This is a genomic window from Aminobacter sp. LjRoot7 (genome assembly GCF_964252895.1).
In the GTDB taxonomy this organism is placed as follows: Bacteria; Pseudomonadota; Alphaproteobacteria; order Rhizobiales; family Rhizobiaceae; genus Aminobacter; species Aminobacter aminovorans_B.
In genome coordinates this window covers 17716-41324 of sequence record NZ_CAXUPX020000002.1, presented here as the reverse complement: position 1 = coordinate 41324, position 23609 = coordinate 17716, and the positions used below count along the sequence as shown (strand labels likewise).

Annotated in this window: 22 protein-coding genes; 11 read left to right on the top strand and 11 right to left on the bottom strand. The window is 61.2% G+C overall.

Features of this window, described 5'->3' with window-relative positions; all coding sequences use genetic code 11:
• The first annotated feature begins 147 nt into the window (after positions 1-147).
• Complete coding sequence (locus ACSQ3E_RS05945; RefSeq protein ID WP_436121987.1) at positions 148-1647, top strand: winged helix-turn-helix domain-containing tetratricopeptide repeat protein; 1500 nt, start codon at positions 148-150, stop codon at positions 1645-1647.
• Positions 1648-1653: 6 nt separating this feature from the next.
• Here ACSQ3E_RS05945 and ACSQ3E_RS05940 read toward each other — a convergent pair whose 3' ends face one another.
• From ACSQ3E_RS05940 to ACSQ3E_RS05895, 10 genes are all read right to left on the bottom strand, one after another.
• A complete protein-coding gene (locus ACSQ3E_RS05940) occupies positions 1654-1986 on the bottom strand; it encodes a hypothetical protein (RefSeq protein WP_310322884.1) in 333 nt (110 codons plus the stop codon).
• Between the two features lie 336 nt (positions 1987-2322).
• Complete coding sequence (locus tag ACSQ3E_RS05935; RefSeq protein ID WP_310322883.1) at positions 2323-5406, bottom strand: efflux RND transporter permease subunit; 3084 nt, start codon at positions 5404-5406, stop codon at positions 2323-2325.
• A 118-nt stretch (positions 5407-5524) separates the two neighbouring features.
• Positions 5525-7093 (bottom strand): FAD-dependent monooxygenase, encoded by a 1569-nt coding sequence (locus ACSQ3E_RS05930; protein WP_310322882.1) that lies wholly within the window; start codon positions 7091-7093, stop codon positions 5525-5527.
• Between the two features lie 2 nt (positions 7094-7095).
• Positions 7096-8235 carry an efflux RND transporter periplasmic adaptor subunit gene (locus ACSQ3E_RS05925; RefSeq protein WP_310322881.1) on the bottom strand — a complete coding sequence of 380 codons (1140 nt, stop codon included), beginning with the start codon at positions 8233-8235 and terminating at the stop codon, positions 7096-7098.
• Between the two features lie 708 nt (positions 8236-8943).
• Positions 8944-9348, bottom strand: coding sequence for a sunset domain-containing protein (locus tag ACSQ3E_RS05920; RefSeq protein WP_310322880.1), 405 nt, complete (start codon positions 9346-9348; stop codon positions 8944-8946).
• Positions 9349-9493: 145 nt separating this feature from the next.
• On the bottom strand, positions 9494-10012 hold the full coding sequence (locus ACSQ3E_RS05915) for a prepilin peptidase (protein WP_310322878.1): 519 nt from the start codon (positions 10010-10012) through the stop codon (positions 9494-9496).
• A 1-nt stretch (position 10013) separates the two neighbouring features.
• Entirely contained in the window at positions 10014-10562 is a 549-nt protein-coding gene (locus ACSQ3E_RS05910; protein ID WP_436121986.1) for a tetratricopeptide repeat protein, read from the bottom strand.
• Between the two features lie 58 nt (positions 10563-10620).
• Positions 10621-11478: a type II secretion system F family protein gene (locus tag ACSQ3E_RS05905; protein WP_310323424.1), complete on the bottom strand. Its 858-nt coding sequence runs from the start codon at positions 11476-11478 to the stop codon at positions 10621-10623.
• A gap of 108 nt (positions 11479-11586) precedes the next feature.
• Positions 11587-12558 carry a type II secretion system F family protein gene (locus tag ACSQ3E_RS05900; protein ID WP_310322875.1) on the bottom strand — a complete coding sequence of 324 codons (972 nt, stop codon included), beginning with the start codon at positions 12556-12558 and terminating at the stop codon, positions 11587-11589.
• The gene (locus ACSQ3E_RS05895) at positions 12558-13946 is read right to left on the bottom strand and encodes a CpaF family protein (protein WP_310323422.1); all 1389 of its coding nucleotides are present in this window, start codon (positions 13944-13946) and stop codon (positions 12558-12560) included. Before ACSQ3E_RS05895 ends, ACSQ3E_RS05900 begins: the two co-directional genes overlap by 1 nt.
• Positions 13947-14629: 683 nt before the next feature.
• Here ACSQ3E_RS05895 and ACSQ3E_RS05890 point away from each other — a divergent pair.
• The 10 genes from ACSQ3E_RS05890 to ACSQ3E_RS05845 all read left to right on the top strand — a co-directional run bounded on the left by ACSQ3E_RS05890 (position 14630) and on the right by ACSQ3E_RS05845 (position 22796).
• Entirely contained in the window at positions 14630-14839 is a 210-nt protein-coding gene (locus ACSQ3E_RS05890; RefSeq protein ID WP_310322874.1) for a Flp family type IVb pilin, read from the top strand.
• 106 nt (positions 14840-14945) lie between these two features.
• The gene (gene cpaB, locus ACSQ3E_RS05885) at positions 14946-15950 is read left to right on the top strand and encodes a Flp pilus assembly protein CpaB (protein WP_310322872.1); all 1005 of its coding nucleotides are present in this window, start codon (positions 14946-14948) and stop codon (positions 15948-15950) included.
• Between the two features lie 72 nt (positions 15951-16022).
• A complete protein-coding gene (locus ACSQ3E_RS05880; RefSeq protein WP_310322871.1) occupies positions 16023-17471 on the top strand; it encodes a type II and III secretion system protein family protein in 1449 nt (482 codons plus the stop codon).
• A 19-nt stretch (positions 17472-17490) separates the two neighbouring features.
• On the top strand, positions 17491-17745 hold the full coding sequence (locus tag ACSQ3E_RS05875; RefSeq protein WP_436121985.1) for a hypothetical protein: 255 nt from the start codon (positions 17491-17493) through the stop codon (positions 17743-17745).
• Between the two features lie 71 nt (positions 17746-17816).
• On the top strand, positions 17817-19331 hold the full coding sequence (locus ACSQ3E_RS05870) for a TadE/TadG family type IV pilus assembly protein (protein ID WP_310322868.1): 1515 nt from the start codon (positions 17817-17819) through the stop codon (positions 19329-19331).
• 5 nt (positions 19332-19336) lie between these two features.
• Complete coding sequence (locus ACSQ3E_RS05865) at positions 19337-19864, top strand: TadE/TadG family type IV pilus assembly protein (RefSeq protein ID WP_310322865.1); 528 nt, start codon at positions 19337-19339, stop codon at positions 19862-19864.
• A 2-nt stretch (positions 19865-19866) separates the two neighbouring features.
• Positions 19867-20490, top strand: coding sequence for a TadE/TadG family type IV pilus assembly protein (locus tag ACSQ3E_RS05860; RefSeq protein WP_310322863.1), 624 nt, complete (start codon positions 19867-19869; stop codon positions 20488-20490).
• On the top strand, positions 20487-21650 hold the full coding sequence (locus ACSQ3E_RS05855; protein WP_310322861.1) for an AAA family ATPase: 1164 nt from the start codon (positions 20487-20489) through the stop codon (positions 21648-21650). The genes ACSQ3E_RS05860 and ACSQ3E_RS05855 overlap by 4 nt, the downstream gene beginning before the upstream one ends.
• A 52-nt stretch (positions 21651-21702) precedes the next feature.
• Positions 21703-22233 carry a L,D-transpeptidase gene (locus ACSQ3E_RS05850; protein ID WP_310323420.1) on the top strand — a complete coding sequence of 177 codons (531 nt, stop codon included), beginning with the start codon at positions 21703-21705 and terminating at the stop codon, positions 22231-22233.
• Positions 22230-22796: a hypothetical protein gene (locus ACSQ3E_RS05845; RefSeq protein WP_310322860.1), complete on the top strand. Its 567-nt coding sequence runs from the start codon at positions 22230-22232 to the stop codon at positions 22794-22796. Before ACSQ3E_RS05850 ends, ACSQ3E_RS05845 begins: the two co-directional genes overlap by 4 nt.
• Positions 22797-22809: 13 nt before the next feature.
• Here the strand turns inward: ACSQ3E_RS05845 and ACSQ3E_RS05840 are convergent, their stop codons facing one another.
• The gene (locus tag ACSQ3E_RS05840) at positions 22810-23349 is read right to left on the bottom strand and encodes a hypothetical protein (RefSeq protein ID WP_310322859.1); all 540 of its coding nucleotides are present in this window, start codon (positions 23347-23349) and stop codon (positions 22810-22812) included.
• Positions 23350-23609 lie beyond the last annotated feature (260 nt).

Genomic DNA, 23609 nt, shown 5'->3' with positions numbered 1-23609 from the left:
CTGGCGCGATCACGCGATTGATGATCCCTGATTCTGCTGAGCGCGGACGGCCAGTTTGCTCGCACTTGCGTAGTGGGCAATAATGAGCTTAGACCATGCCGCGTCGGATGGGATCGACGCGGCGCTGTACCCGGGCAGAGGTGTCCGATGACGACGGCGACTGCTCATCAGGTCTTCCGATTTGGCGGGTTTACGCTCGACCTGGCCATGGGAACGTTGCGCGGCCTCAACGAGCCGCTGTTCCTGCGTCCGAAGGCTTATGCGCTTCTTTCACATCTTGCCCGCAACATGGGGCGGGTCGTTCCGAAATCGGAGTTGATGGACGTAGCCTGGCCAGGCGTCTACGTCACCGAAGACTCGCTCACCCAGTCGATCCGCGAGATCCGCAAGGTTCTCGGCGACGACATGGTGCGCACGGTCTCCAAGCGTGGCTACATGCTTGCCGCCGAGGCCGAGGCGGCGCCCGAGATCGGCGCCCAGCCGGTCGTCGCCGTGGTGCGCTTCCGCAACGACAGCGGCGATCCGGCCGACGAAGCTATGGTCGACGGTTTTGCCGAGGACATCATCAACGGCGTGGCGCGCTTTGGCACGATCACTGTTCTGGCGCGCAATTCGAGCTTCTCCTTCGCCTCATTCGGACGCGCCGACTGGCCTCAGATACGCGCCCGCATTGGCGCCGACTATTTGGTCGAAGGTTCGCTCCGCCGGCAGGGCGAGCATGTCGTGGTGGCTGTCAGCCTCGTCGACATCGCGACCGCCAGCCAGCTCTGGGGTGACCGCTACCAGTCGCAAGGAACAGGCCTCTTCGCGATCGAGCGCGAGATCGTCGAGCAGATCGTCGGCAGGCTGGTCACCCGGGTGACCAATGTGGGACTGGAGCACGCCTCACGCAAGCCAGTCACCAGCCTTGCCGCCTACGAGCTGGCGCTGCGTGGCTTTGCGCTGTTGCGCGATCCGGCCCAGACCGACCAGCGTGGCGCCGAGGCTTTGTTTGAGGCCGCCATCGCCAAGGACCGGAACTATGGATTGGCCTTCACTTACCTCGCGCTGGCGCGGGCACTCGACGGCGAATTCGGACGCGCCAGTGACGCTGTGCTGCAAAACGCGCAAGACCTTGCTGACAAGGGACTGGCGCTATCGCCGGACCAGCCGACCGGACATCGCGTGCAGTCGCTCATCCGCCTCTACATGCGCGACCACGAAGCCGCGGAACACCACATGCGCATAGCGCTGCAGCTGAACCCCTATGATGCCGACAGCGTTGAGCAGATGGGCATGCTGCTCACCATGCGAGGGCGTCCGATGGAGGCGTTGACTTGGCTGGCGCGCGGCATCCGTATCGATCCCTTGCATCCGCATTGGTACCAGTTCGACCGCGCGCTTGCGCTCTACATGATGGGCGAATACCGGCAGGCATCAGATGCGCTGGAGCTTGCCACGCGCCCGGCGCCGTGGATTCGGACAAGGCTTGCGGCCTGCTATGCCCAGATGGGCGACATTGAGCGGGCGCGGCGGCAAATCGCCCTCATCAAGGAGGGCGATCCTTTCTCGCCGCTGGACTATGCACTGCGTGGCGTACCGTTCGAGAACCAAGCCGACGCGAACCACCTCGCCGAGGGCATCCGGCTTGCCCTCGGCGATCGCTGAGGCCGGTCAATCGACGACGACCACGACGTAGCGGCCCTGATAGGGCCGGTAATAGGTTCCGGCACAACGCCAGACGTCAAAGCCCTTGACCTTGGTGCGAACGCAACCTGCCGGCAAAGTCGCGACCCAGGCGGTGGTGTGCCTGAGCACCTGCCCTGTCGTGTTGCGCCGTGCGACGCCCGCGGCGCTGCGCGGCGTCCAGGGCTGGCCGACACGGGCCTCAGCCACGCCGACCAGCGACAGGGTGGGCGCTGTGCTGCCGATGATTTCGACGGCGGCGATGCCGATGGCGAGCAAAGCTGCAGCCGAGCGGATTTTCATGATCGATTTCATAGGCATTTTCTTTCTCCTAAGTGTCTGATCAACGTTTAGTGGGAGGATGCGGCAAGCTTGGCGGATCTCGCCGCAGCCACGACGTGGGCAACCACCGCAGTCGTCGCGTAGCTGACACTGAGCCTGTACGAGGCGATCAAGCTGATGCCGGCGCCGGCGCCCGAAGAACGAGCCGGCAATGTTGGTGGAAAGCCCACCGGCCGATGCGAGCACCAGGAAGCCGGCAGTGATGCGAATGGGTGGTTTGCACGGAATGGGGTCATGATCGATATCCTTCTGTTTGGGTGACTGCCGCTCGACCACCACGGCGGCATAGTCCGCCGTGGCCGGCTGAGCGCCTGTTCAGGCGGCAATCGCTTCGGCGGGTTTCGCCACTGGCAATGCCTCATCGGGCGCCTTGATGCCGAACCACGTCACATAGAGGGTCGGCAGGAACACCAGCGTCAGCAAGGTCGCCACCATCAGGCCGCCCATCACCGCATATGCCATCGGTCCCCAGAACACGGTCGGAGCGATCGGGATCATGCCGAGGATGGCCGCTGCAGCCGTGAGCAGGATCGGCCTCAGCCGGTGCTGAGTGGCGCTGATTACCGCGTCCCATGGCTCCTCGCCCGAGGCGATGTGCTGGTCGATCTGCGAGATCAGGATCACCGAGTTGCGGATCACCATGCCAATCAGTGACATCACGCCGAGGATGGCGACGAAACCCATCGGTGCGCCTGACAGAATAAGAGCACCGGCGACGCCGATCAGGGCGAGCGGAGCGGTGAGCAGCACCAACACAAGGCGCTGGAAGCTCATCAGCTGAATCATCAGCACGGTCGCCATGATGAACAGCATCAATGGGAAGACCACGAGGATGCTGGCTTGGGCCTTGGCGCTGTCTTCAATCACGCCGCCCTGCTCGACTCTGTAGCGGGCCGGCAGCTCCGCCTTGAATGCGGCGATGGCATTCTCCAGCCTCCGCGTCACTGAAGTGGCGTCGTTGCCCGGCGCAACGTCGGCCTGCACGGTCACAGTCGGCAGGCGGCCGCGGCGCCAGATCAGTGGCGGCTCGGTCTGGTAGCTGAGCTTCGCTACCTGCTCGAGCGGCACGCGCCGTCCACCCGATGCGTTGATCGTGAGGCTGCGCAGCGTGTCGATACTGGCGCGTTCCGTTTCGACTGCACGGGCGACGATGTCGACGAGGTACGTGTCGTCGCGCATCTGCGTGATCTTCGAGCCCGAGAGGACTGCGTTGATCGCGTCGGAGAGCTGCTGCGAGGAGATGCCCATCGCACGCGCCTGATCCTGGTCGACCTCGACCTTGATGATCTTGGCCGGCTCGTTCCAGTCGTAGTTGATGTTGCGCACGGCGGCATCGCTGCCCAGTACCTGTGCGAACTGCTGCGCCAGGCTACGCGTCTTGTCCGGGTCGGGACCGCTCAGACGGAACTTCAGCGGCCAGCCGACCGGCGGGCCAAGCTCCAGCGGCGTGACACGAGCCATAACGTCGTCGAAGCCCACGCTGAGCGACTTTTCCAGCCGATCGATTACGGCCTGACGCACGGCATGACCCTTGGTCACGACCACCGCCTGGGCGAAGAAGTCGTTGGCGAGTTGCGCGTCGAGCGGCAAGTAGAAACGCACGGCGCCCTGGCCGACATAGAAGCTCCAGTGGTCGATATCCGGATCTGCCGCGAGTAGCTTTTCCACGCGCTCAACCACCGCGTCAGTCGCCTTGATAGAGGCAGTTCGCGGCAAGGTGAGATCGACCATGACTTCTGGCCGGTCGGACTTCGGGAAAAACTCTTGTCCGACAAAGCCCATCGCTACGACCGACAGCGCAAACAGCCCCGCAGTCGCTGACAGCACCAGCCACTTCGCCCGCATAGCAGCTGCGAGCACCGCCTGAAAACCGCGGGCGATGCGCGAGGGCTGATGTCTGCCATGGCTTTTGATGCGCTCCGGCAAGAGCGCAACGCCGGTGAGCGGCGTGAACAGAACCGCCACGACCCAGGAAGCGACCAGCGCGATACCGACGACGGCGAACAGCGAGAAGCAGTATTCACCAGCGCCGCTCTTGGCAAAGCCGACCGGCACGAAGCCGGCGATCGTCACCAGGGTGCCGGTGAGCATCGGGAAGGCTGTAGATGTGTAGGCATAGGTGGCGGCCGAGATCTTGTCGTAGCCTTCCTCCATACGCGAGATCATCATCTCGACCGCAATCATCGCATCGTCGACCAGCAGGCCGAGCGCGATGATCAGCGCGCCGAGCGAGATGCGCTGCAGCGAGATTCCGAAATACTCCATAGTGACGAAGGTGATCGCGAGCACCAGCGGGATGGCGATAGCCACCACGATGCCAGGGCGCCAGCCGAGCGCCAGCAGCGAGACGGCAAGCACGATGGCGATCGCCTCGCCAAGGCTCTTGGTGAATTCGCCGACGGATTCTTCCACCACATGCGACTGGTCAGCCACCAGTCCGAGCTCGGCGCCGAGCGGCAGCTCGGCCTCCATCTCGCGCATCTTTTCCTTGACGTTCTCGCCCAGCGCCAGGGCGTCACCGCCCGAGGTCATTGAGATTGCGATACCGACCGCTGGCTTGCCGTTGAAGCGAAACATCGGCTGCGCCGGGTCCGAATAGGCGCGCCTGACCTCGGCGACGTCGCCCAGCCTGAAATAATGGCCATTGGCGTAGAAGTTGATCGCCTTCAGGCTCTCCTCGGAAGTGAAGCTGCCGGAGACCCGGATGGCAATGCGCTCGGGGCCCGCGTCGACCGTGCCGCTCGGGGTCAGCGCGTTCTGGGCCTGCAACGCCTGCGACAGCGTGCCAACGTCCAGACCGAGCGCGGCCACCTTGTGCGTCGAGAATTCGAGATAGATCTTCTCGTCCTGCTGGCCGGTCATGTCGACCTTGGCGACGTCGCGCACGGTGAGCAGCCCGGTGCGCAGGCTGCTGGCCAAGTCCTTCAGCTCGCGATGGCTAAGACTATCGGAGGTGAGCGCGTAGATCAGCGAGTAGGTGTCGCCGAACTCATCATTGTAGAACGGGCCCTGGACGCCGGATGGGAGGGTCGCCTTGATGTCGTCGAGCTTCTTCCGCACCTGGTACCAGAGCGGTTGCACCTGATCGCCCGCGACCGTGTCCTTGAGATTCACGAAGACGACCGATTCGCCAGGCTTGGTGTAGCTCTTGACATAGTCGAGGTCGGGAAGCTCCTCGAGCTTCTTCTCGATGCGGTCGGTGATCTGCTCAAGCGTGTCGCTGGTCGTGGCTCCTGGCCACAGCGTTTTCACCACCATGGTCTTGATGGTGAAGGGCGGGTCTTCCTCGCGGCCGAGGCCTTGATAGGCGAACAGGCCAGCAAGGGCCGCTGCGATCATCAGGTAGATGACGAAGCTCCGGTGGCGCAGCGCCCAGTCGGAAAGGTTGAAGCTGGTCATATTGCATCTCCGTTTCATGGCACGCGCCATCCCGACGCGCGGCTGGCTGCGCCGGCTGGCGGACAAGTGGCGATTAGAGCTCTGGCGGTCGCCCCCCGATCCGGCGGGCGCCGTGGGTTCAGGCCAGGCTGTGCATGGTGCAGGGCACCCGGTAGGGCGCGCGCTCGGCGGTTCTCGGCCTGATGGCGAGGCCGGCGAGGTAGCGCTGGAACGGTGCGGCCTCCTGCACGGGCGAGACGAGCGCGACATGACCATCCGGTCGCACCAGATAGGCCGCGTTACGCTGCAGGCCGGCTTTCTGAGCCGCGTCCGACCAGGCAAAGGCGTGAACCGGAATGCCGGTCGGGGCGTGCATCGACCGGAACTCGGCATTGACTTCGCCATAGACATGGACCTGCCAGTCCAGTGACTGCAGCGGCTCGAAATTGTCACCCCTTACACCTGGGACATAGGGCAGACGGTCGCCGCCACTCACCTTGCCCGCCGTGCCCGTGCTGATCGGCCCGGCGCGATACTGGATCGCTACCTGCGAGATCAATCCGAAGAAAGCCCGCGAGCCGAACGAGGTGTGCAGCGCGACGTTCATTATCTTCGGCATCAGATAGCGCCGGAACAAGCCGATCAGCCGCGAACGGCTGGTGACAACGCGGAACGCCTTGTCGGTGCTCTCGATCAACGTGTGGGCAAAGGCGATGCGCTCCGGCTCGTAGCTGTCGAGCAGGCGCGGATCGGCGCGGCCCTGCACCACGGCGGCTAGCTTCCAAGCAAGGTTCACAGCGTCACCCATCCCGGTGTTCATGCCCTGGCCGCCAGCCGGGCTGTGGATGTGCCCGGCATCGCCGCACAGGAAAACGCGGCCGATCCGGAACCGCTCGGCAACGCGGTGATGTACGCGATAGGTCGAAAACCAATTGACCTCGTTGACCTTAACTCCGGTATCGCGCTCGACATCGGCGCGGATTGCCTCGAAGGTGATCGTTTCGTCCGCTTCATGCTCCTTCGGCACAATGCCAATGAGCCGCAACGAGCCCGACTGCCGGACCGGCATGACGATGGCAAAGCCATAGGAGCTGATGGTTACGTCCATGCCGTTGCGAGTGACGTCGCCGCTGCCGATCACATCGGCGACGTAGAAAGACTGCTCGTAGGTACCGCCAGGGAAGCCGATGTTCAGGCCATGGCGCACGGTGCTGCGCGCGCCGTCGCAAGCAGCAAGATAGGCGGCGCTGACGGTCTCTGTTCGCCCATCCTTGCTCAAGGTGGCAATGACTGTTTGGCCTTTGTCCTGGAAAGTGACGAGCTCGGTGCCGCGCTCGACCTCGACGCCAGCGCGTTCGAGATGCGTGATCAGTAAGCGCTCGTGAATGTCCTGCGGCAGCGCAAAGGCGAAGGAGTAGGGACTGATGTCGCGACCGAAATCGGAGAGCGGCAGCTTTGCCTCAACGCCGGCCGGCGTGTGCACGGTGAGCTGCTCGAGCCGCACGCCCGCGGCAAGAATGTCGTCGACAATGCCAATTTGGCGATGGAACTCCAGAGTGCGCGCCTGGACGGCAAGCGCGCGCGAGGTTTCGCCGGGAGCGGCAGCCTTGTCGAAGATGCGCACCTGCACGCCGAGCCGCGTCAACCAAAGCGCGAGCGTGAGACCGGTCGGACCGGCGCCCGCGATCAGGACCTTTGTCTTCGACATGCTCATTTTTCTTGTCCTTCAACCGTACGAACTTTTTCGTGTTCCCGCAGCCGGTTGACGCCGGCAGTAACGACGATATTGCCCTCCGCGAGCCCATCGCTGACGACGATGCGGTCGGTCTCATAGCGGGCAATCTCGATGGGCTTGAGTTCTACTGCCGACGAGGCCGTGACAACCCAGACGGCTGGCTTGCCTTCCTTGTCGAACAGCGCGCTGCCAGGCAGTACAACGACCGGCTTGCCTGCGGTGTCGACGCGGCCAGAGATGCTCGCGCCGAAGCGCATTTCCTCGGGCGCATCTTGAAGTGACACCTTCACTTCGAAAGTGCGGGTCGCGGCATCGGCCACGGGCGCGATCTCCCTGATGGTTCCTATTGTTGAAATCGCCGGATTACTGAGCAGCGAGACCGTCACGACCGGCATCTCTTTGCCATGACGATCGCGCGCAAAGACCGCTTCCGCGATCGAAAACACCGCGTCGCGGCTCTTCGGATCGGCGACACGCACCACCATCTGCCCGACATTGACGGACTGGCCGGCTTCGCCGCCAACAGCGGTGACGATGCCGTCGAAATCGGCATGCAATTCGGTGTAGCCGAGCTGGTCCTTGGCCATCTCAAAGGCAATGCTCGCCGATTTCAGCTTGGCCTGCGCGGAGCGCAAATTCTTAAGCGTCGCGTCATGGTCGGCACGAGTCGTGAAACCCTTGGCGAGCAACGCACCGATGCGTGCTTCCGCGGCACTTGCCTCGACAAACACCGCCTGTGCTGACGCCACGTCGGCCTCGGCGCTGCTCAGGCGGTTGCGGTAGTCCTGGTCATCGATGCGGGCGAGAACCTCGCCCTTCTTCACCACTAAGCCGATCTGCGCGGTGCGCTCGACCAGCTTGCCGGAAACGCGGAAGCCGAGATCGCTCTCGAGTCTCGGGCGTATCTCGCCGATAGCGTTACGGGTATCGGCATTGCGTATGGGCTCGACCGCTATTGTCGTGACCAGCTTGGTCGCGGGTACGGCGGGCTTGGCGTTCGAGAAGTCGCTGCTGGCACCGTGCCAGACCATAGCGGCGCTGCAGGTAAGAACGGCTATCGGTGCGACAAGGAGGCGGCGCCTCAGTGGGCGGTTGTAAAAAGCTGCGGCAATCATGTTGTCTCCATGACCAGATGTTGCGGTAGCGCGGGGACGATGCAGCGACCGGGGAACACGCGTTGGCTGGGAGCGATCGGGCGATGCGGCTTCCAGCCCCATCTTTTTGCGACTAAGGCCCGCGGAAATCCCGAACGGTTTCTGAAAATTTTCCGATGTTTGGCTGAGAAGCGGTTTGCTTCACTCAAAACTGCGCATGACTTCGCCTCGCGGGCGATCACCGGCTGCAGGGGCGATGAGATATGACGGCGAACCAGGCAGATTGGGAGCCGGGACAACACGAGCGTATGTTGTGAGCGACATTGCCCAGAAACCAACAGAGTGGGACCTCACTGGCGGAAGGGCCAGCGGTCAATGTGAACGACTGCACTCAAAAAGGCGGAACGAAAGACTGCACCAGACTCCAGTCGTCGAGAGCCTCAAATCACCCTTGCAAAGTGGTCGCCAAGGGCGTTCTGGCATGTTCGGTGTCTCGCCATCGCCAGCCTCAAAGACAGGTCCGCTCGCGATGAGCCAGCCGCAAAGGCCCGGATAACCACCATCGATCTAGTAGTGGCATGAGCAGGTGGCGCCACATATCCGTGTAGGGGTAATATTGGTTGCTGACGATGCATCCTGAGCATCGGCGGGCGTGTTTGAGTACCGCGGCGCGCCAAGCGCGGACAGCTTGCCCCGCCATCGTGAGGTGGCGGGGCCTTGGGTCAGGCGCTAGACCTTCGACTTGCGCCAGCCGGCCCACCAAGCTTCCCATTGCGAGCAGAACCAACGCTCGCCACGCGCCAAGTTCACTCTTGTCTCGAAGTAATAAGACTGGCCGGGCATATGATAGATTTGCTCGCCGCGTTCATTGATGTTGCCCTTGATATTGCAGCCCGGTTTGTGACCGGCGGACGGCACAGAACTCAAGTCGAAGGAATGAACGCGTGGCAGCCTCGTCGGGCTGTCGTCGATCGCCAGATAGACGACCAGTGTTCCGCTCAGCAGTGTCAGCGTCGTCAGCAGCCGCACGACCGGATCGCGCGGCACCAACCGGCGCCGCGATGGCTTGCGTGGTTTCAAGCGGTTAACCTCGCCCAACGTCGCCCCCAAAGCGATCTTGATAGGTTTGTTCAATCAGCAAACGATGCTCACTGGGGGTGACCGCGACAATCCTCCCCCCACTCGGTTGCGCAGGGATCACTTGCGAGTCACTACAAGCAACGCACAAGCGGCTAAGGATTTCTCAAAGCTCTTTTCCAATCCGGCGATTGGATGGAGTTCAAATGATTCCTTCCCTCGAAATTTGTGCAAAAACTTGCAAGGCAATCGTCACAATCAACGCCGCCGCGATCGGCACGCCAAACGGGACGACGCGCTTTCGATCAAGGTGCTCAACATAAACGCGAAACGCCGGCGACGGCAGAAGCATTGGGTTCTTGATCACCGCAGCCGTCATCAGCGCGAAGACCAGCAGCGCGATCGCAAAGACCGTCAGGTCGGCACCGCCCGACACCATCGGAGCGACGGCCATCAATTTTACGTCGCCGGCGCCTACCTTTTGCAGCAGCCAGAATGGAAACAGCGCCAGGAACAGAACGAGCCCGGCGAGCGCGCTGAGGCCGAAACTCCACCACGAACCCTCGGCGAGCGAGACAAGGAACAATGACGCTACCCCCAGGCAAAACAACAACAGCACGTCGCTATTGGCAATCCGCTGTGTCGTGAAGTCGAGCTTGCCGATCCGAAGCAGCAACGGGACTGCCAATAGCTTCATAATGATCGAGGCAACAGGCAGCATGTCAGCGCTCGAGGCTTTTCACGCTGGACGAGAGCAACTTAAGATTGTTCACCACCGTGGGATCGTTGGGAGCCAACTCGTAGGCCTTTAGGAAGTTGTTTCGCGCCTCCTGCAGATTGCCGCGCAGGAGATACGAATATCCGACATTGTTGTAGTATTCGATTGTTGCACCGAGATGCTTGAGGGCTTGCCGGTAGGCCATGTCCGACAGGTCGAAACGGCGGATGCGGTCGCAGGAGGCTGCAAGTCCGAGCCAGGCGACGCCGTCATTCGGAGCGAGCTTCACCGCCTTGTAGAACAGAGCGCCGGCGTTGCCGTAATTTTCCTGCCGGAACTGGTTCTTGGCCTCGGTCATTGCCTGATCAGAGGCGAAATATTCGACGTCAGCGACTGTCTTCAAGCCTTGGAAGGCATCGCCAAAAGCAGTGAATTCAGGCGAAACCGGTTCGTTGGTACGGACCACGCCATCGTCGAGAGTGCTGCTCTGACAACCCGCAAGTGCGCTGCCCATCAGGCATATGGCGATGGCGATATGGATAGGCCTTGTCATTCTTGTCCCCTCGGCACCAACGGGTGCCATTGCAAATTCGTATTGGCCACCAGTCGAATCAGAAGAAGACCCCCTGCATTCTGACAATGACGGGCAGCAAGACAATCATCAGCACGAGCGGAAAGATGAACAGCCCAAGGGGGATCATCATCTTAACGGGTAAGGCATTGGCACGCTCTTCAGCGCGCAGGATTCTTTGTGACCTCATCTCGTCGCTATAGACCCGAAGTGCCTCTGTCAGGCTTGTGCCTAGCTCTTCCGACTGTCGAAACAGCACGGCTAGAGATCGAGCCTCATCGAGGCCAATGCGGTCCGAGAGGTCGCGCAGCGCATCGCGCAATGGCTTTCCCGCGCGCAGTTGGAGGTTCATGATCGACAGCTGTATGCCGAGCCACTTGTGCGTCCCGGCGAGTTCGCTGCTCACCCGCTCCACCGCGGCCTCGAGGCTCATGCCGGCGTCGGCGCAGGTGATCATCATATCCATGAAGTCGGGAAAGCCCCGCCGGTAAGTCTGCTTCTGGGCATTCTCGAACCGATCCAATGCGACACTCGGTATAACCAGGCAGCCGAGGCCAAACAAGGCGGCGCCCGCGAATGCCAGGAACCCGGGCATTTGTGGAGGCAGCACAGAGGTCAACCCGATGTAGCAGCCCAAAAAACCCAGTCCGACTGCTCCAATGCGTGACAATGTGTAAATGGTTGGCGCGCTCGCCTGATAGAACCCCGCACGGAACAGCTTAGCCTCGAGTGCGTTCGGCGCGCCTCGTTCCTTTTCGACAGAGCGAAAGTATGCTTCAACCGGACGCTGAGCCGAAAGCTTGGCCAACTGCTCCTGCCCGGCGAGAGAGCGGCGACTGGCCATGCCTTCGGCGATCAGGCTTTCCGCAATCAGCTTGCGGGTCTGGAAGGCGGGCATCAAGATAAACGCGCCGAACAGGAACAGCGCAACCGCCGCCAGGAAAACCGAAACCGAGACCAGCAGGCCTGGGTCAATGTTCGCGATCGGATCTATCTTTTTCTCCCCTCAGAAATCGAAATTAACCATTCGGTACATGATAAGATTGCCGAGCAGGGCCCAAAGACCAAAACCGACAAAAACAGGGGTGACTAGCGGGCTGTTCCAGATGTCGCCATAGTAGCTCGGGGCTATGACCAGCAAGATACCGAACATCACGATCGGGAAGAGCGAAATAATCCATGCTGACACACGCCCCTCGGCAGAGAGCGCCCTGATCTTCAGACGCAGTTTCTGCCTTTCACGCAAAACGGACGAAAGGTTGGACAGAATCTCCGTCAGGTTTCCGCCGGTCTTGGCCTGAATCGACAGCGAAACTGACAGCAAATGCAGCCCTTCAAAGCCGACGCGCTGCGACAGCTTCCTGACGGCCTGCTCAAGGCTTAGGCCGAAAGTTATCTCATCCGACACGATGCCGAACTCAGTGCCGATCGGGTCGGGCATTTCACGCGCGACAAGCGAGATTGCCACCGATGTGGGATGGCCAGCACGGAGCGAGCGCACGATCATATCAAGCGCATCAGGCAATTGCCTTGCGAATTTGGCAATGCGCTTGTTGCGCGCGCGCCTGAGCACCAGAAGCGGTAGAACGAGTCCGACCAGCGGAATGCTGATAAGGCCGACAGCCGCTGGATAGCCCAAGATTATAGTCGAGAGCAGTCCTATAAAAGTCCCGGCCAGCAGGAATATCGCTGCGAAAGCGAGCAGGTTTCCCGTGATCCCGGACTGCGTATAAAGTCGGTTGAGCCAAACGACACCAAAAACAAAATCGCCGCTGTCGGTCAGCCCGCGCTCACGCAAGAGCCCCCGCAGCGTCTGCTCGGCGGGCGCCTCTTCGGCCAGTCGCTTGAGCCGGCGATTGATGGTGCCGGCGGTGGCTCGCCGCGACGCATAGGACAAATAGAAAGTTTCTATCGCCAGGATGACCGAAGCAGCCGCCAGCACATAGATGATGTACAGAAGTGTCTGGCCGGTCAGCATCAGAGCGGCACCTGTGGATTGAAGGCATCCTTGGCAAAGTGATGACCGAGCGTCGCGGCCTCCTGAGCGAAACGTGGTCGTATGCCTGTGGCCCTGAAGTCACCGACGATCTTGCCCTCGTCCGTCACATCGCGGCGAATGAAGTGGTAGATCTCCTGCAACTGGATGACGTTGCCTTCCATGCCGGTCAGCTCCGAGATCGAGATCACGCGCCGCCCGCCGTCCGACAGCCGCTGCGTCTGTACGATGATGTCGATCGCCGAAGCGATCTGCGCGCGGATGGATTCGGCAGACATCGGCATGCCTGCCATGCCAACCATCTGTTCCAGGCGCGCCAGTGCGTCACGTGGCGTGTTGGCATGGATCGTCGTCATTGAGCCTTCGTGCCCGGTGTTCATTGCCTGCAGCATGTCAAAGGCTTCTTCGCCGCGCACTTCGCCGACGATGATGCGGTCGGGGCGCATGCGCAGCGCGTTCTTGACCAGTTCGCGCTGGCGCACTTCGCCTTTGCCCTCGACATTCGGTGGGCGGGTTTCCAGCCGCCCGACATGCGGCTGCTGCAGCTGCAACTCCGCCGCATCCTCAATGGTGATAAGACGCTCGCGGTGGGAAATGTAGCTCGACAGCGCATTGAGCAGCGTAGTCTTGCCACTGCCGGTGCCGCCGGAAACCAGAATCGACTTGCGCGACTGCACAGCGATCCGGAGCATATCAATCATCGGCGGGCGGATCGAATTGAATTCGATCAGACGCTCAAGCGAATAGGGATGCTTGGAGAACTTACGGATCGAGACCAGCGGACCGTCGACAGTGATGGGTCTGACGGCCACGTTGACACGCGAGCCATCTTCCAGCCGCGCATCGACCATTGGGTAGGATTCATCGACACGGCGGCCGATGGCAGAGACGATCTTGTTGATGATGCGCATCAGATGCGCCTCGTCACGGAAGCGGATCGGCGTTTCCTCGAGCACGCCGCGGCGCTCGATAAACACGCGCCTGTGCGTGTTGATCAGAATGTCGGCGATCGAATCGTCCTTGAGCAGCGGCTCGATCGGCCCCAGACCCAGCATCTCATCGGCAGTGTCGCTGGTCAGCTGGTCGAGTTCACGCGCGTTGAACGGAATGTTCTTGTTCCGGACGAACTCGCGAACGATCGGCAGGATCTCATTGAGTATCTCGTCCTTGGAAGCGGTTTCGAGAGCTGCGAGATTGAAACGCTCAATCAGATGGCGATGGATTTCCACCTTCAGGGCGAGCAACTTGTCAGCATCGGTATCGACGTCTGCCACCGCGGGCGCGACAGCAGCAACAGTGACTGGCAGCGGCGCCAGGGCCTCGGCCTGGGGGACCGCTGTTGCATTCGACCTGGTAAAGCGCCCGAGCATGACTACGCCTCGCTGCTCCCCTCGCCGCCGATCGGCGGATCCCAAGTTTGACCTTGCCGAGCCCACGAGAGACAGACCGGATCTTTCACGCAAGAAACCAAAGCCGAGAGCAACCCACTTCCGAGGTCGCCATGATGGCCCGCTTCCGCCTTGCGCTTGATCGACAATCCCCCATCGCCCAGTTTCATTAGCCATCCATAAACTATTTGGTAACCAAAGGCAGCGCAAGCGCGGTACGTCCGCGGCAGCCACATTACTTCACCTATAGTTAAGAGAAGCTGCTTGCCGGGAATGATTTTTCCCGCAAATGTTGAATGCAAAGTATGTAGACCTCATACAAATCCATGCACCAAGAACCTACCCTCTATACTTCGAACCAAATTACCGTTTAAAATCAATGTATATAACCGCATATGCGCATCATCTAATACGCATACGCAGGGCAAGCGAATGTGATTTTATAGTTAAGGATGCGCTAAAATATCGTGAATTCAGAAGGTTAGCTGCTTCGAATTGCGGCAGCCCTGTGGCGACTCATGTATTGCGGGGTTAAAAATCCGTTAAAAGGATTTGACTTGGAAAAAAACTCGGACCTAGCATCACAACTGACGGGGGATGCTTGGGTATGGATTTCATCCTTTGCTCGTCTCGTCGGGTTCAAAACTCCAAGGGGAGAAATTGACATGAAGAAGCTCATGACGATGGCCCGGCAGTTCCGCGATGACGAAAACGGAGCTGCCATGGTCGAATATTCTATTCTTGTCGGTATCATTGCAGGCGCGGCGATTCTCATCATCGTCGGCATCGGCCTCTGGGTGAACGGCCGCTTCACTGATCTATGCACTGATCTGGCTGCTGCAGCCGGTACTTGCGGTTCCGGCGTCGGTAGTTGACAAATTAAGATCAGGCCCGGGTCGCACGCCCCGGGCCTGATGCTCATCGACCTAGTTCGGCAAGGATTCTAAATTCGACATCGTTGCGGGAAAGCAGGAGCACCGTATGCGCGCGAATTCGATCATCATGATTGTGCTGGCCGGCATTTTCGGTGTGCTCGCCGTCGTGCTCGCCAATATGTGGCTCGCCAACCAGCGTAACCAGATGGCCAGCGCCAGCGAGGCGCCGCGATCGAGCATCGTGGTCGCGTCCGTTCCGCTGAAATTCGGTGACGCGGTCACCGCCGACAAGATGCGCCAGATACCCTGGCCGGAAGGCGCCATTCCCGCAGGCGCTTTCAAGACCGCCGAAGAGATGCTCGCCAAGGAAGGCAGTCGCCAGGCACTGCAGGCGATCGGCACAAACGAACCCATCTTGGCCAGCAAGATCACCGGCCCCGGCCAGCGCGCGACGCTGTCGGCCGTGCTTGCCGACGGTATGAAGGCCGTCTCCATCCGCGTCAACGATGTGCTAGGCGTCGCCGGCTTTGTTTTCCCCGGCGACCGCGTCGACGTGCTGCTGACACGCACGGTGCGCAACGCCAACGGCGCCGACGAGAGCTTTGTCGACGTGCTCCTGCAAAGCATGAAAGTGCTGGCCGTCGACCAGGTCGCCGACGAGAGCAAGGAAAGCCCCACGGTCGTCAAGGCGGTAACGCTGGAGGCCAGCACCAAGGATGCCCAGAAGCTGACGCTTGCCGCAGGCGCGGGCCAGCTGTCGCTGGCACTGCGCCAGGTCGCTGCGAGCCAGGGCGAGACGACTGCGCGCGTCACCCTCTCGGACCTCACAGGCGAAACGCCCAGCGATATTGCCGCGCGGCAGGCCGAGCTTGACCGACTGGCAGCCGAGCGCAAACGCAACGATGAGCAACTCGACGGCCTGAGGAAGGCGGTTGAGAACGTCGACAACCGACTTGACGAGCTGGGCAAGGCCAAGCCAGCTTCAGCGGATACGAAAGAGCTCATTAAGGAAGTGGTAAAATACGTGCAGCCCGAACCGCCCGCCTATGCGACAGTAGGAGTGTTTCGAGGCGTCGAGCGTGTGACTTACGATGTGCCGCGGGCGAAGTGAGGGGAAAAACGCTCACCGTGGCACGGGTCGAAAGCTGAAACGACAGGCGCATAGCCAGGGGGATTGAGATACATGCGAGCACTTCGCGCGGCTTTGGCAGCAGCGGCACTGGCGATCATCGCGCTGCCCTGTCTTTGGGTAAGCGACGCTGTGGCCGCCGACCGGCGCATAGATGTCTCCAGCCCGCGCGTTCACCGCATTTTCCTGCCGATGTCCCAGTCGGTGACAGTTCAGGTGAACCAGAATCTCGGTGACATGGTGGTGGCAGACAACAAGATCGCCGACGCCCAGCCAATGACCGACCGCACACTCTATGTCATAGGCAAGGGTGCCGGCACGACCTCGATCAATCTGTTTTCCGAGGACCGCCGTTCGCTCGGCGTCATCGAGGTCGAGGTTGGTGTCGATGTCGACGACATGGCGCAGGCCATCAGGCAGGTGGCGCCACGGTCGCGCGTGACCATCGGCTCGGTCAACGGCAAGGTGCGGCTCGGCGGCCGCGTCAAGGACGGCGCCCAATTGGCCGAGATCCTTCAGGTCGCCCAGCAATACGGACCCGACGCGATCATCAACGCCATCGAGGTCGAGGACAGCCAGCAGGTCAATCTTGAGGTCCGCGTGCTGGAAGTGTCGCGCAATGCCGGGCGGGAACTCGGGGTGTCTCTTCGCGCCAAGAGCGATGGCTCGACCACCAGCAACGGGCTTTCTTCGGGGCCGCCGATCGTCCCGGGCCTGGCAGGTGCTGGCGCTCTGTTCGCAACAGGCAACGCGCCGTTCGCCTCGATGATCGCCCGCGTGATCGACGCCGGCATCAATGTCGACGTGATGATCCGCGCCTTGGAAGACAAGCGCCTCGCTCGCCGTCTCGCCGAACCCAACCTCACGGCCCTATCCGGCGAAGAAGCAAGTTTCCTCGCCGGTGGCGAAGTGCCGATCCCGGTGGCGCAGGATGAGAACAAGATCAGCATTGAATTCAAGGAATTCGGCGTCAAGCTGCGTTTCACACCGATCGTGCTGGAGAACGGCAAGATCAATCTCAGGCTGGCACCGGAAGTCAGCGAAGTCGACCCGACGGTCTCTATTCGCGTCAACGACATTGACATTCCCGCCTTCAGCACGCGCAAGGCCTCGACCGTTGTCGAGCTGCGCGACGGCCAGAGCTTCGCCATCGCCGGCCTGCTTCAGTCGACCAACCGCAAGCTGCAGAGCCAGGTGCCGTGGCTCGGCCAGGTGCCGGTCATTGGCGCGCTGTTCCGCTCGTCGAGCTACATCAAGAACGAGACCGACCTGGTCATCATTGTCACGCCTCGCCTCGTGCGGCCGACCAAACCCAGCCAGGAACTGGCGACGCCGCTCGACAAGTCGCGGCCTGCCAACGATCCGGAGTATTTCCTGCTCGGCCAGCTTGAGATCACCAAGGACATGGTGCGCGCCTACGAACTCGGCCAAGGCGTGACCGGCCCCTACGGCCACATGCTCGACGTCAATTCCAAGGACAAGATGATCTATGCCAAGAAATAGCGCCTTGCTCCTTATTGCGATGACCGGGCTGCTTTCGGGCTGCGCTGACTATCTCAACCGTTACGACACGGTCACTCTGGCGGCTGGCGACACGCAAAAGCACAACATGCTTCTGCAGACCGCCGATCCGTTCAACCCGGCCGCCCAGAACAACCGCATTCCGACCAGCGGCGCGCGCACCGACGCGGTCATGAAGCGCTACCTCATCCCGCCGGCGCCGGCAGCGTCGCAGAACGTTACGATCAACGTGGGGGCCGGCGCGGGAGGAACATAGGGACAAGGATGCGGCGAAAAGTGCGGGGCTTACGAGGCGGCCGCGCGAGGAGCAGGAAGAAGGCATTCGCCATGTTGCGGACACTTCGCGCATTCTGGCAGGACCAGCGAGGGATTGCGCTTATCCTCGTCAGCATCATGCTGCCGGCGATCATCGGCCTTTCCCTCCTCGTCATCGACATGAGCAGGGCGAGCACCCTGCACAACGATCTGCAAAAGGCTGCGGACAGCTTTGCACTTGCGGCGGCCGCCGAACTAGACGGCTCGGCGGGCGCATGGGCGCGCGCCGAACGCGCCATGGCAACACTGGTTCAGAACGAGAGTTACTTCTCCACCGCCGGGAGGACGACACTGACTGCCGGCCAGCCGGGAGGAGCGTTGAACTGCAACAACGCGGGAAGCATCTCCTGGTGCTTCCTCAAGGCCCTTCCGGCAAACGACAGCGCGGCCGTGACCAGCGCACAAAACGCAAATGCCGATCCGGTGGTCGGCGAGAAGGAGTCGGGTTTCATTCAGGTCACTGTCGCGCCAACCGCTTTCAGCACTATCATCCCGGCGTCGTTCCTAAGTGGCAATACAGCGGACAACGGCTTCAATATCGGTGCTCGTGCTGTGGCCGGCTTCAGGTCGAGCGTCTGCGACTACACACCGGTCTTTATCTGCAATCCCTATGAAGACACCAGTGTCACAGGCGGCGTCACGCTGGAGCAGGCCGCCCAAACCAGAGAGTACCGGCGTCGACAGATACTCATGCGTATGGGCGGCTCCTATATGCCGGGCAATTTCGCGTTCCTGGCATCACCGACCGGCAACGGAGCCCAAGCCCTGGAAGAAATGCTCGCGAGCACCAAGCCGCTAGCCTGCTACGCTCAGGATGGCGTTGACACCGAGCCAGGACAGAACGCAGGGCCTGTAGAAAACGGCCTGAACTCTCGGTTTGGCATCAGCAAATCGTATATCGGAACAAGTAACGGTCCTGCCGCAAACGTGCGCATGGGGTTGAAATCGATCAACTGCAACAACGGCAAAGTCACATGGGAAACCGACCCCACAAAAGGGGTAGGGCTGGAGCGCGACTCCTGCCACATCACCGGGACTTGCACCAAGATGGACCAGCGCATGGGCGAAGGCGACTGGAACTTCGCCCGCTATTGGTCGACCAATCACCCGGCACGAGGGGTCCCGGCTGCATTGTCTGGAACAGGAGCCAACCTGCCAACACGTTATGAGGTCTATCGTTATGAGATCGACCCCGACGGCAACCCCGCCACCAACGACAGCATCGTGAATGATGCCGCAGTCAGCGGCGAAACTGGGGTTCCTGCCTGCAATCAAACCCCTGTGACGAAAGTAGACAGGCGCATCCTCTATGGGGCGATCCTTGACTGCAAGGCAATCAAGGATTCTGGGCTAAAATTCACTGGGCGTCTTGAGGACGTCCCTGTCCGGGCTTTCGGCAGCTTCTTCATCACCGAGCCGATAAAGGTAGATAAGGACATCTTCGTCGAACTGGTCGACATCACCGGCAAGGGCGGGCGCGGCACGCTCGACAACTTCCTGCGCGACGAAGCGCAACTCTATCGGTGACGGCTATGTTCGACGTTCTGAGGCACCTGCGAGACCGCTTCCGCCGCGAAGAGCGCGGCACGGCGCTTGTTGAGATGGCGCTGGTCGCGCCACTGATGGTTGTGCTGTCCGCCGGTGTGTTCGAGTTCGGCAACATGATCCACCAGAAAATGCTGATGCAGGCCGGCGTCAACGACGCGGCGCGCTTTGCAGCCCGCTGCAATAGCCAGATGTATACGGACTTCGGCTTTCCGGCTGTGAACTGCGCCGACATCGCCGCCAACATCGCCGTCTACGGAAACCCTGCCGGCTCAGGCAGCCCCAGAGTTGCCGGCTGGGCGAAGACGGACGTGATCGTCGACATCGCCAACGTCGCCGACTGCCACGACGCGGTGGTCAGCGGCGTTACGCAGTATCGTTCCGTCACCCCGCAAGTGTGCATCGTCAGGGTGACCAACAGCAAGGTCTACAGCGACATCGGCATGCTGTCGGTAATCGGCATCGGTCCAATGACACTGACCGGCACCCGCGAAGAACGACTGATACGGTTCTGACCATGCTGAAGCGTTTCTCAAAATCGGAAAGCGGTGGTGCGATGGTGGAGGCGGCCATCGTCATGACGCTGCTGCTTGCGCTGACGCTAGGCTTCGTCGACTTCGGCAACGCCTTGTACCAGTGGAACGCCGCTGACAAGGCGGTGCAGGTCGGGGCTCGTCTGGCGTCGATCTCCGACCCGGTCGCCACCGGGTTGGCAACTGCCGCGCCGACCGCCACGCCGGGTGCGCCTGTTGTCGCCGGCGCCTATGGCCCCTTCGTCTGCACCTCGGCCGGCGGCGCCTCTTGCCCAGGTTACAGTGCGGCGAATTTCAGTCGGATATTCCGCGGCGACACGGCTGTCACCAACGACGATGCCTGCCCAGCCCCCACCGGCACCCAGCGGCCGGGCATGTGCCATTTCTATCCGTTCCTGACCCGTGCCAATGTGGTGGTGACCTACACCGCCACCGGACTCGGCTTCCAGACGCGCCTCGGCGGGCCGGTGCCGACCGTCACGGTCAGCCTCCAGAACGTCAATTTCCAGTTCTTCTTCCTCAGCGGGCTGATGGGTTTTTCCAATATGGCCATGCCCTCGATGTTGAGTACGGTAACCGGCGAAGACTTGAAGAGCACAGCATCATGAATGCCATCGATTCTAAGGTCCTGCCCACCCGCCGCAAGCAGATCGCTTTGTTTTCGGCCGATCCGCAGTTCAAGCGCGATATAGCTGCGAGACTCGACGCTCTGGCAATCTACGAAGTTCAGGTTGCCGAGCCTGATGCCTTTCTCAAAGGAGCCGTGCCGGGCACGCGGCCAGGCATCATCATCCTTGACGTCGGACAGGGCGAAATCCTAGGCAGCCCTGGGCTCGTCGAGGCGCGCGCATCATGGCCATCCGTGCCGTTGATTGCGGTATCGGCGGAATTGCAGCCGGACCAGATGCGCAATCTCGTCCGCCTCAACACCTCCGACTGGCTGCGCAAGCCGCTCGACGGCAAGGAGCTTATCAACGCCGTTACATTCCACGACAGCGGCAGCCAGGCGAGCAAAAGCCGTATCATAAGCTTTGTGGCCGCGAGCGGCGGCGCCGGCGCCACTACCCTTGCCATCGCCGGGGCCGAATATCTTGCCGCAAAATCGCCTGAGCGCGCCGCCGCCACCTGCCTCGTCGATCTCGACTTCCAGAACGGCAATTGCGGCGCCTATCTCAACCTGTTCAGCAAGTTCGACCTCAGCGGCATCATCACCCAGCCTGATCGGCTTGACGTCGAGTTGATGGACGTCATCAAGCTTACCGGCCCGCGCGAGTTGACGATCTATTCCTTCGAGCGTCCGGAGATCCCCTTCGAGCCGCGCGGCGCAGACTTCGTCCTCAAGCTGCTCGACCTCGTCGCCTACCGCTTCGACGACATTGTCCTCGATCTGCCCAATCTCGAAACGCCTTGGCAGCACTCGGTGCTCTCGACCAGCGACGAAATCTTCATCGTCTTCGAGCTCAACCTCGCCTCGCTGCGCCAGGCCAAGCGCCTCTACGGCAAGATCCGCGAACTGCGCGGCAACAGCGCCAGCGTTACGCTGGTGGCCAACAAGCAGAAGCGCAAATGGTTCGGCAACCACTTCTCGCGCAAGGAACTGGAGAAGGTGTTCAAGGCTCCCAACATCCGGTCGATCAGTCTCGACCAGACGCTGCTGACCGACGCACTCAACCGCGCCATTCTGCCCTCGGAGGTGGACGCGCGGGCGCGCTTCAACAAGGAAGTCAAAGCGATGTTCCACGAGCGGCTCGACGGCAATGCGCGCTAGATTTTGGCGAACTGCAAGGCAGCGAGGATCCTGGTTGGCGAGCCTGCTGGCCATGCTGGCACTGGCTGCCACTGTTGCCGCTCAAGCCGCCAGCTGGCGCAGCGCCGACCGCCCACCCTTGCCGGCGATGGGTCCCAGCCTGCGCAGCGCGGTTGCCTTTCCGTCCAGCGAGGCGGTTGGCACCATCGTCATCCGCAAGAACGAAAAGGCGCTATATCTCGTCACCACGTCAAGCAAGGCGTTGCGCTACCGGATCAGCGTTGGCCGGGACGGTTTTGGCTGGACGGGAACGGTAAAAATCGGCGCCAAGAAAGAATGGCCGGAATGGCGCCCGCCTGCCGAAATGCGCGGTCGTCAGCCCGGCCTGCCCGAATTCGTTCCGGCCGGCCCCTACAATCCGCTCGGCGCGCGGGCGCTATACCTCTATCGACAGGGGCAGGACACGCTCTACCGAATCCACGGCACCAACGACCCGAAGGGTGTGGGTTTCGATGGCACTTCAGGCTGCTTCAGGCTGACCAACACCGACGTGGTCGACCTCTTCAAACGTGTTGCCGTCGGCGCAAAGGTGATTGTCGAATGACCACGATCATAGATTCGAGCGTGCCCTCGATCGGTGCCAGCGACGCCATGCTCGACCGCGAGACCAGCACCTCCCGGCTGATCGTCTTTGCCGGCGCTGCGGCAGTGGTAGTGACCGCGCTCAACTTTGCCGCTGCGGTCTATTTCTACCGCGGCATCGGTGAGTTGCGAACAGTCGAGCGGCAGCTGGAACAGCTTTCAGAGTTTGAAGGAAGGATCATTGCCAAGGTCGACAAGGTCAACACCGGCGTACAGAGCCGCTTCGAGGCACTGGATGGTAACCTGCAGGGCAGGCTCGCAGAGATTCGCGAGCGCCTAGAAAAGATCGAAAACCAGGTTCCGTCCCGGGAAGAGGCAAGCATGCTGCCATCGGCCGAGGCGATGCCGGCTGATGTCGAACCACAAGTGATTCCGCTCGACGAAACTCCCCCCACGCTCGAAGCGGCGGCAGAGCCCTTGGCCACACCTCCACCGTCGCGGCGTGCATCCATGCCTTCGCCGAGCGCTGCTTATCAGCGGCTCGAAAACGCCGAGGGAAAGGTCTACTATCGCAAGGTCAAATAGGATCGAAAGCGGTTCAGAGGTCGCGTTTCAAGGTCTGCAGCGCGAATGCCACTTCGCGCGTACTCCGCCTTGCTTCACTCAGAAAAAGGTAGTGGCAGTAGCCGCAGGCGGCAATCCCAATCGCCAGAACCGAACCGGTCAGCCCGTTGAGTGAGAAACCGACCGGAAGCATATAGGTTTCTAAGCCAGGGAGATCCGCGAACACGCTTGCGGTTCTGGCTTGATAGCTCGTGGCGAACATGGCGGCTGTAAAGAGCAGGGCTATGTGATTGACCAGGAACGGAATTGCGAAACGCGTCCGCACTCGGACTAGACTGCAGCATGCAAGCATGACCATGCCCAGCCCAATCAGTTGCAAGGTCACGGCCCCTCCCGCAAACTGATCAACTAGCAGCCAGAAACCTCCAAACTGCGTCCGCAGCGAGAGCCAGATACGCCACACGTCAGGATCTGATGGAAAATAGCCGAGCAGGACGGTCGCTATCCTCTCGCTTGCGAGAAGCAGCAGTACAAAGACTGGGAAAGCAATGATAGGTGTCGCCCGGCTGCGCATGGCTTCCCCCGCTATGGTCACTGCAAGATTAGGCCAGCATGCTTGCCCGGAGCTTACAGAACAGATGTCGCTGGCGCGTCTCCGAGGCGGAAAGCTGGCCGAACGTGAACGGAGGTCACTGCATCCTCATCTGCTTCGGCCGGTCCTGCATGAAGACAGTTCTACGTGAAAGTCGGAGCGGCCTCTTTCATGCCACCTTCTCTCCAATGAAAGAACTCAAGGGTAGAATCCAGCGCTTCGCCGGCTGTTTCCCTGGGTTC